The 6830-nt window shown below is 42.7% G+C and carries 5 protein-coding genes; 2 read left to right on the forward strand and 3 right to left on the reverse strand.

Annotated elements, in window-relative coordinates:
• Window positions 1–108: 108 nt before the first annotated feature.
• Together G603_RS0115630 and G603_RS0115635 are read right to left on the reverse strand one after the other, a co-directional pair.
• Window positions 109–1089 carry an IS3 family transposase gene (locus tag G603_RS0115630; protein WP_026670812.1) on the reverse strand — a complete coding sequence of 327 codons (981 nt, stop codon included), beginning with the start codon at window positions 1087–1089 and terminating at the stop codon, window positions 109–111.
• A gap of 2 nt (window positions 1090–1091) precedes the next feature.
• The gene (locus tag G603_RS0115635) at window positions 1092–1529 is read right to left on the reverse strand and encodes an HTH domain-containing protein (protein ID WP_026670813.1); all 438 of its coding nucleotides are present in this window, start codon (window positions 1527–1529) and stop codon (window positions 1092–1094) included.
• A gap of 410 nt (window positions 1530–1939) precedes the next feature.
• Here G603_RS0115635 and G603_RS0115640 point away from each other — a divergent pair, with 410 nt between their 5' ends.
• Entirely contained in the window at window positions 1940–4045 is a 2106-nt protein-coding gene (locus G603_RS0115640) for a leucine-rich repeat protein (protein WP_026670814.1), read from the forward strand.
• A gap of 176 nt (window positions 4046–4221) precedes the next feature.
• On the opposite strand, the gene G603_RS0115645 is transcribed toward G603_RS0115640, so the two are convergent.
• Window positions 4222–5196 carry a tyrosine-type recombinase/integrase gene (locus tag G603_RS0115645; RefSeq protein ID WP_026670815.1) on the reverse strand — a complete coding sequence of 325 codons (975 nt, stop codon included), beginning with the start codon at window positions 5194–5196 and terminating at the stop codon, window positions 4222–4224.
• 291 nt (window positions 5197–5487) lie between these two features.
• Between G603_RS0115645 and G603_RS0115650 the strand changes: the two genes are divergently transcribed.
• Window positions 5488–6552 carry a tyrosine-type recombinase/integrase gene (locus tag G603_RS0115650; protein WP_026670816.1) on the forward strand — a complete coding sequence of 355 codons (1065 nt, stop codon included), beginning with the start codon at window positions 5488–5490 and terminating at the stop codon, window positions 6550–6552.
• The last annotated feature ends 278 nt before the right edge of the window (window positions 6553–6830 follow it).

Here is a 6830-nt window from a genome sequence, read left to right on the forward strand (position 1 = left end):
GATAAAGTGTACCCCTTGTCAAGGACATTTTTCAAAATAGTAGAGTGAAATGTCAGAGACTATATATTGGGGTGCCCTTCCTTGACAACCAACCTCTGTATTCAGTTTTTATGATAAACCGGAGAGGGCAGGATTTAATCCCTGCAGATCCGGATTGTACTTTGGTAAAGGGTATATACCTGTTAAACAGTATTTGTAAAACTCGTTGGGAGTAAGCTTTGCAAGTTCCCAGATGCCGTTGTCATTGTTGTAGAAGTCCATGTAGTCATCAATGATTGCCTTGGCATCGTCAAAGGATTCAGCGGCAGCTATCTTGTCCATGATGTGATCCTTCATGTGACCGAAGAAGCTCTCCTGCGGGGCGTTATCCCAGCAGTTTCCACGGCGGGACATTGACTGTCGGAGATTGTAGTCCTTGACGATTTCCCGGAACTTCTTGCTTGTATAATGGCAACCTTGGTCACTGTGTATAAGGGTCTCGTCATCCAAAGTGGTACCGTGGTTGGCAATCAGTATATTCACAGTTTCAAGGACGAAGTCAACCTCCAGAGAATCACTAAGCACATAGGCGAGAACCTGGAGCGTGTATGCATCCTTGATGACCGACAAGTAAAAGAACACGCCGCAGCATGGAATGTATGTAATATCGGTCAGCAAGACCTTTCTGGGACCGTGTTCGCGGAACTCGCGTTTAAGCAGGTTGTCAGCTAAGGCATCGGTCTTAAGTGCCTTTGCCATACGGCGGTAAGGATTAGCCTTACGGATAGGGCATTTAAGCCCGTATTTGTGCATCAGGCGTTGAATCTTCTTAAGGTTCATAAGAACTGGCGGATCCATGTGCAAAAGCCTCATATGGATGCCCCTGATGCCTTTTGCGTAGCCTCTGAAGTTATAGGCTTCAAGGATGAGTTCAAAGTCGGCTCTGTCCCGGGCTTCGCGTTCAGCCCGTTTATTGGCTGAGTTAACCCAGTTGTAGTAACCGGATCTGGACACTCCGGCTATCTGACAAAGTTCTTTTACGCTTTGTACATTGTCCTCGGCAGAGACTATGGAATATATGATTTCGTATACAGCACTGGGCTTTTCCATGATTATGGCTCGGACTTTTTGGTTGTGTCCAGCTGCGAAATTTTTTTTAGAAACTCCACCTGTTGCCTGAGATAAGTCAGCTCGCGCTGCATGGAGGCAACGGATTGTTGTGCAGGCATGGTGTTATAATCAGTTTTTACAGGCTTTTCAGCAGGCTTGCGGACAGAACCTTCTGTGATCGGCTTGCCGGCTTCAACATCACTGAGTAGCTTATGGGAGAAGCTGTACATACGGCTGTCCCCTAAAATACCAGGGGCATAGCCAAGCTCCCGGAAGATGTCCCTGACAAGCTCTCCGTTCTCGTAATGCGAGAGGAACAGATTCTTAAACTCCAGGGTATAAGAAATCCTGTAAGCGGTGACGCTAAGCGTGAAGGGATTGGCAGCAAGTAGTTCAATCTGCTCCGGGGTGAATTGATTGATGTGATGACGTTCTCTCATAACAGCCTCCTTGTATGAATGATTTTATCCTACATAAGGTTGGATATAAAGAAGAACGTGTCCACAAGCCGGGGGTTTCATTAAAAAACCGTGTCCAGAAAACGGGGATGTACCACTAAATGTGGTGTCCAAAATCTGGAAATTTAGGAAAGGGGCGTGTCCACTTTATGGGATACAGTTTAACATGCGGAAAAGGCCTACGCTTTCACAGCACAGCACAGCACAGCACAGCACAGTAAGGTAAACTGTGCCTTTTTGTCTTGCTCTAAAACTGAATACAACATTCGTGATGGATAACCGTCGGACTTGACGGGGTTACTATACCCTGTCAGGTTCGGCGGTTTTTGCGTTGTTCAACATGGTTAGCGGCGGCCATAACAGCCGTGAATATGAAAGGAGACAAATTGCTTATGAAAAAGAAGAAACGACTTTTGGGCATCCTGCTCAGCCTCGCGCTGGTGCTGGGGCTGATTCCGGGGATGAGCCTGACGGCGTATGCGGATGATGATCCCTATGCAGGTATCAAAAACACCACAACAGTCGTCAAATTTGACAATAAGGACTGGTATCTGATTGATTACGATGTCAGTACGGTGACGTTACTTTCAAAGGAATGTGTTGGCGACGCATCAGTGTTTAGTTCAAACCAAACAAACACATACAGTGGCTCTGCTGTAGAAACTGCCGTTAATAATTATTATAGGGACAATATCTCAACAACTGCCAAAACAGCAGTTAACGAAATCGGGATGTTCCTGCTGACAACGGATCAGACAAATACAATCGGGAATGCGGGTCGGAATGTGCTGAAATGCAATCAGGCAAGTGAAGCGGATGATAATTCCTGGTGGCTCTGCTCGCCCGGCCAAGATGGTACTCGTGCGGCGGTCGTGCTCGGCGCTAGCGGCGGCGTGAACGTCGGTGGCATTCCTGTGAATTACAAGCTCGGTGTTCGCCCCGCTTTAAAGCTCAATCTGTCATCTGTCATCTTCTCATCTGTGAATCTGTCAGGTGGTGCAAATGCGGCAATAAGCGGAGGCACTGCCACCCAGAATTATTTCGACATGGGAAATACCCGTGGTGCGATGACCACAGTGACCTATACAGCAAAAACAGGATATAAGTTCCCTGAGACAAGTGAACTTTATAAAGAAACAAATGGGATCACTGTTACCAAAACCAGCGATACGGTTATAACGGTTTCTGGCACGCCGACAGCAACTGCTACATCTATTGCTGTTCCGGATGCGACAGATCCTTTGGCGGATGCGAAGACATCAGCAAAAGCAAACCTCGATACATTGCAGAGCGGAAAGAACCAAAATGACTATGATGCAGCCGACTGGACAACGCTGATCCAAGCAATAGCGAACGGCAAGACAGCTATCGACAATGCGACCACCATTGACGGCATTAGCACGGCAAAGAGCAATGCAGAAAGCGCAGTGAACGCGGTGAAGACCAAAGCACAGAAACTGGCGGATGCCAAGACAGAAGCCAACGCAACGGTCAACGCTGTAAATGCAACTGATTATATCGAAGCAGACCAGCAGACCGTGACGAACGCTAAGACCACTGCACTTGCGGCAATCGAAGCGGCAACAACAGAAGAAGGAGTCACAACGGCACTGAACAACTTCAATAACGCCATTGCAAGCTGTACGACACAGGCTGTGGCAGATCAGATTGCGCAGGTTATGAGCGAGGTTTCGGCAAAGACTGGCAGCGGCATGACCTATACCGGAAATCCGATTCAGTTGATTAATACCCCGACCACGGCGCTTCCGGCAGGTTACACCATGAAGTATGCCGTAACCACCGAGAAGACGGCTCCGATGGATGAATCACTTTATACCACATCCATCCCTACAGCCACCGACGCAGGAACCTATTATGTATGGTACAAAGTTGTAGGTGATGATAGTCATACAGATTCTGAACCCGCTTGTGTTACAGTCACAATAGAAGAGCAGAAGCAAAGCCAGGATGAAGGTGATGATACACAGCAGAATCCTGATGGAACCAAGACTGTTACAAAAGAGAATGCTGATGGCAAAACAATATTGGTTACCAACTACAGCAAGACTGATGAGCAGATTTCACAATTTGTCTTCAAAAAGGCTAATGGTACAAAATTAGACCTCAAAAATGTAAACAGCAAGAGCCTCAAAACAGTAGTCGTTCCTGCTACAGTAAAAGCAAATGGCAAGACCTACAAAGTTACAAGAATCCGCAAAGGATTCCTTAAAAACTGCAAGCAGGCAACAAAAGTGGATATAGGCAAAAACATCAATACTATCGACAAGAACGCCTTCAATTACGGTAAGAAGGTCAAGAAAGTCGTCATCAGAGGAAAGCTTAAGAAGGTTGGAAAGGGTGCCTTTAAGAACACCAAGAAGAATGTGATCATAAAGGTGCAAACTAATGCCAAAAACTTTGAGAAAAACAAAAAACTTCTTGAAAAATCAGGCCTTCCTAAGAACGCAACAGTTAAGAGAGTAAAGAATAAGAAGTAAGTTTAACCCTCCTGTCATTATTTCGCAGTAATGGCAGGAGGACTTTTATGCTGTTTTGACTTAGTGACATATTGTGGAAGGGGCAAGATAAATGGATCCTGTATTTGCTCAAAAAACCTCTATACCTTTGATGAGATAGAGGTTTGATTTTTTGTATGTTAGTTTGCCAGAATACTTTATAAATTAAAATTCTGCCCTTTATGCCTTTCATAATCATCAATGTATGGACGATAGTATTGAAGGATAGTATCACTATCAAGTCCGCATATATCACACGTAACGGGCACGTTCTTAGACTGATTAAATACAGTGTTGCGGAATGTTCTGTGAATTGACTCCGGTGTCAGATGCTCTTTGCCATCAAAAGCTGCTTCTGAGTACTTTTTGATCATTAACTCTACAGAGCGTATGCATATTCTTTTAGCCCTCAGACTTAAGAATAGGGCATTATCATGTTTATATTCAGCTATGACAGTAAGCCTTTCAGAAAGATATCGTCCTAAAGTCTGAGCAGTAGATTCTGATATATATACCTTTCGTTGCATTTTACGTGCATTTACAATGATATAAAGCTCATCAAGATGAACATCCTCAATATTGAGTTCAACAAGCTCAGAAACTTTAATTCCAGTACTTGCAATCAGTGTAACGATAGTAGCATCTCTAAGAAATGTCTTTTCCTGAAATACCGCCTTTTTACCTTCCAATGATCTATGATATATAAAGTCAATAACCTCCCTGTTAGAGTTATTCTTGGGAGGGATATTTATCTGACTACTGATCCTTGGGGGTATAACCTTTGTCGCTGGATTACTGTCTATCATATCCAGTCTGTAGTAATAATTCAGGAAAGAGGAGAGAGAGCTGTATCTACGCTTTATGGCTGAATCTGAGCGCATTTTAGTCTCTCCATTATCCATGTATGTACGGCTGTAATCGAGATAATCTTCTATGATCGAAGCTGAAACCTTATTTAAGTCTGAAATAGACATCCTGGATATCTCAAATGACTTCTCATTCGTATCTTCAAGGTATTCAAAGAAAGATGTCAGATCAACAGCATATCCATAGAGTGTTCTTGGTGTTTTAACTTCCATATTGGCCTTGAAATATCTTGAAGCAAATTTAGGAAGTCTTTCTTGAACAATCATATTAACTTTTTTGATTACATTGATATCGTCTTGTGATCTATTCATATATTCATTATATGAATAGACCTGTATCACGACAATTGAAGAGGTTAACGAGACCTTTTGGGCTTATTTTTTTACTAAAAGTCGCGTTAAATTCTTCAATTTATGCACAGAAGCGTAGTGATACAAATCTATTATTTCGCTAAATCTCTCTTTAACGAAATTAGAATACGTGTTATAATATATTTATCAGATCCGCATGGATTCTGTGTTTTCGCATGATTCTATGGTTTTGTTGGAGGTAATTTTATGGGGGCTGATTCTGAATACAATCGTAAATTATATTTATCACGTTTAGAGAAATTACATGAACTTGAAGCTGAGCTTCCCGGATATTGTTTATCATTTCTTGATGATAAGGAACTCACTTCGCAGATTAATACAGTTGTATCGTATGCCTATGATCTGATCACTTTCTTTAAATTTCTTGCTGAGAAAAATCCAATACTAAATGACAATGAGAAAATCAAGGATATTCCTCTGGAAATTCTTGATCAGCTGACATTTGAAGATATCAATGAATTCCAGCGATTTTTGCAGTTTAATAATGGTGAAAATAAGCATGTGAATAAAGAAAAAGGAATTGCAAGGCGTATGTCTGCAGTTCGCGGATTTTACGAATTCATGTGCCTTCATCATTATCTGAAAAACAATCCGACACTTGGTGCTGCAAAAAGGAAAAAAGCGCCAAAAAAAGACATAATCCGCATGAATTCCGATGAAGTTAACACATTGATGGATACTGTCATTAATACCAATATTAAAGTTTCCGACAGGCAGAGAGCGTTATGTGAGAAGACTACTCTCCGTGATACTGCTATCTTCACTCTCCTACTCAATACCGGAATCCGTGTATCTGAGTGTGTGGGCCTTGATATAGATGACTTTAATTTTGATGAAAATTCCTTCACAGTAGTCCGAAAAGGCGGAAATACACAGATTCTTTACTTTAACAGAGCTGTTGCGGAAGCTATTAAGGATTATATAGAGTTTGAGAGGCCCACATTACTGGCTGATTCCAAGGAAAAAGCCCTGTTTTTATCCCTTAGAAAAAGCCGCATTACGGTCAGATCCGTGCAAATTCTGGTTCAGAAATACACCAGGATGGCTGTCCCCGGGAAAAAACTTACACCTCACAAGATGCGAAGCACCTATGGCACAGCATTATACCGCGAAACCGGTGATATTCGCCTTGTTGCAGATGTTCTTGGCCATAAAGATATAAATACCACAGCCAAACACTACGCAGCAATTGAGGATGAACACAGACGCCGTGCTGCAACCATTGATCCATACGGTACAGACAAGTCATAATATCGCTGTATTTTTGATTCCAAAAAAGAATATTTCCCGAATCAAAATATCTTTAAAATAATCGAGTAGGAGGCTACCCCTCAAGTGAGTAGCCGACCTCACACACCACCCGGCATACCGTTCGGTACCAAGGCGGTTCCTTTAGTTTTCAACAGACTTTCAGATAATAGTCAAGCATGGACGTATATCCGAGCTTGGCTATTATTTTATTTGTAAGCGCAATGGAAAGCATCTGTGCCGCTCTCCAAGTGCCTTTTCTTGTATTGGCAAGCTTATGC

The sequence above is a fragment of the Butyrivibrio sp. AE3006 genome, from assembly GCF_000424165.1.
In the GTDB taxonomy this organism is placed as follows: domain Bacteria; phylum Bacillota; class Clostridia; order Lachnospirales; family Lachnospiraceae; genus Butyrivibrio.

Excerpts from the sequence above, each read along its gene's own strand:
- G603_RS0115630 (WP_026670812.1), bottom strand. The coding sequence starts at position 1,089 with ATGGAAAAGCCCAGTGCTGTATACGAAATCATATATTCCATAGTCTCT.
- G603_RS0115635 (WP_026670813.1), bottom strand. The coding sequence starts at position 1,529 with ATGAGAGAACGTCATCACATCAATCAATTCACCCCGGAGCAGATTGAA.
- G603_RS0115640 (WP_026670814.1), top strand. The coding sequence starts at position 1,940 with ATGAAAAAGAAGAAACGACTTTTGGGCATCCTGCTCAGCCTCGCGCTG.
- G603_RS0115645 (WP_026670815.1), bottom strand. The coding sequence starts at position 5,196 with ATGATTGTTCAAGAAAGACTTCCTAAATTTGCTTCAAGATATTTCAAG.
- G603_RS0115650 (WP_026670816.1), top strand. The coding sequence starts at position 5,488 with ATGGGGGCTGATTCTGAATACAATCGTAAATTATATTTATCACGTTTA.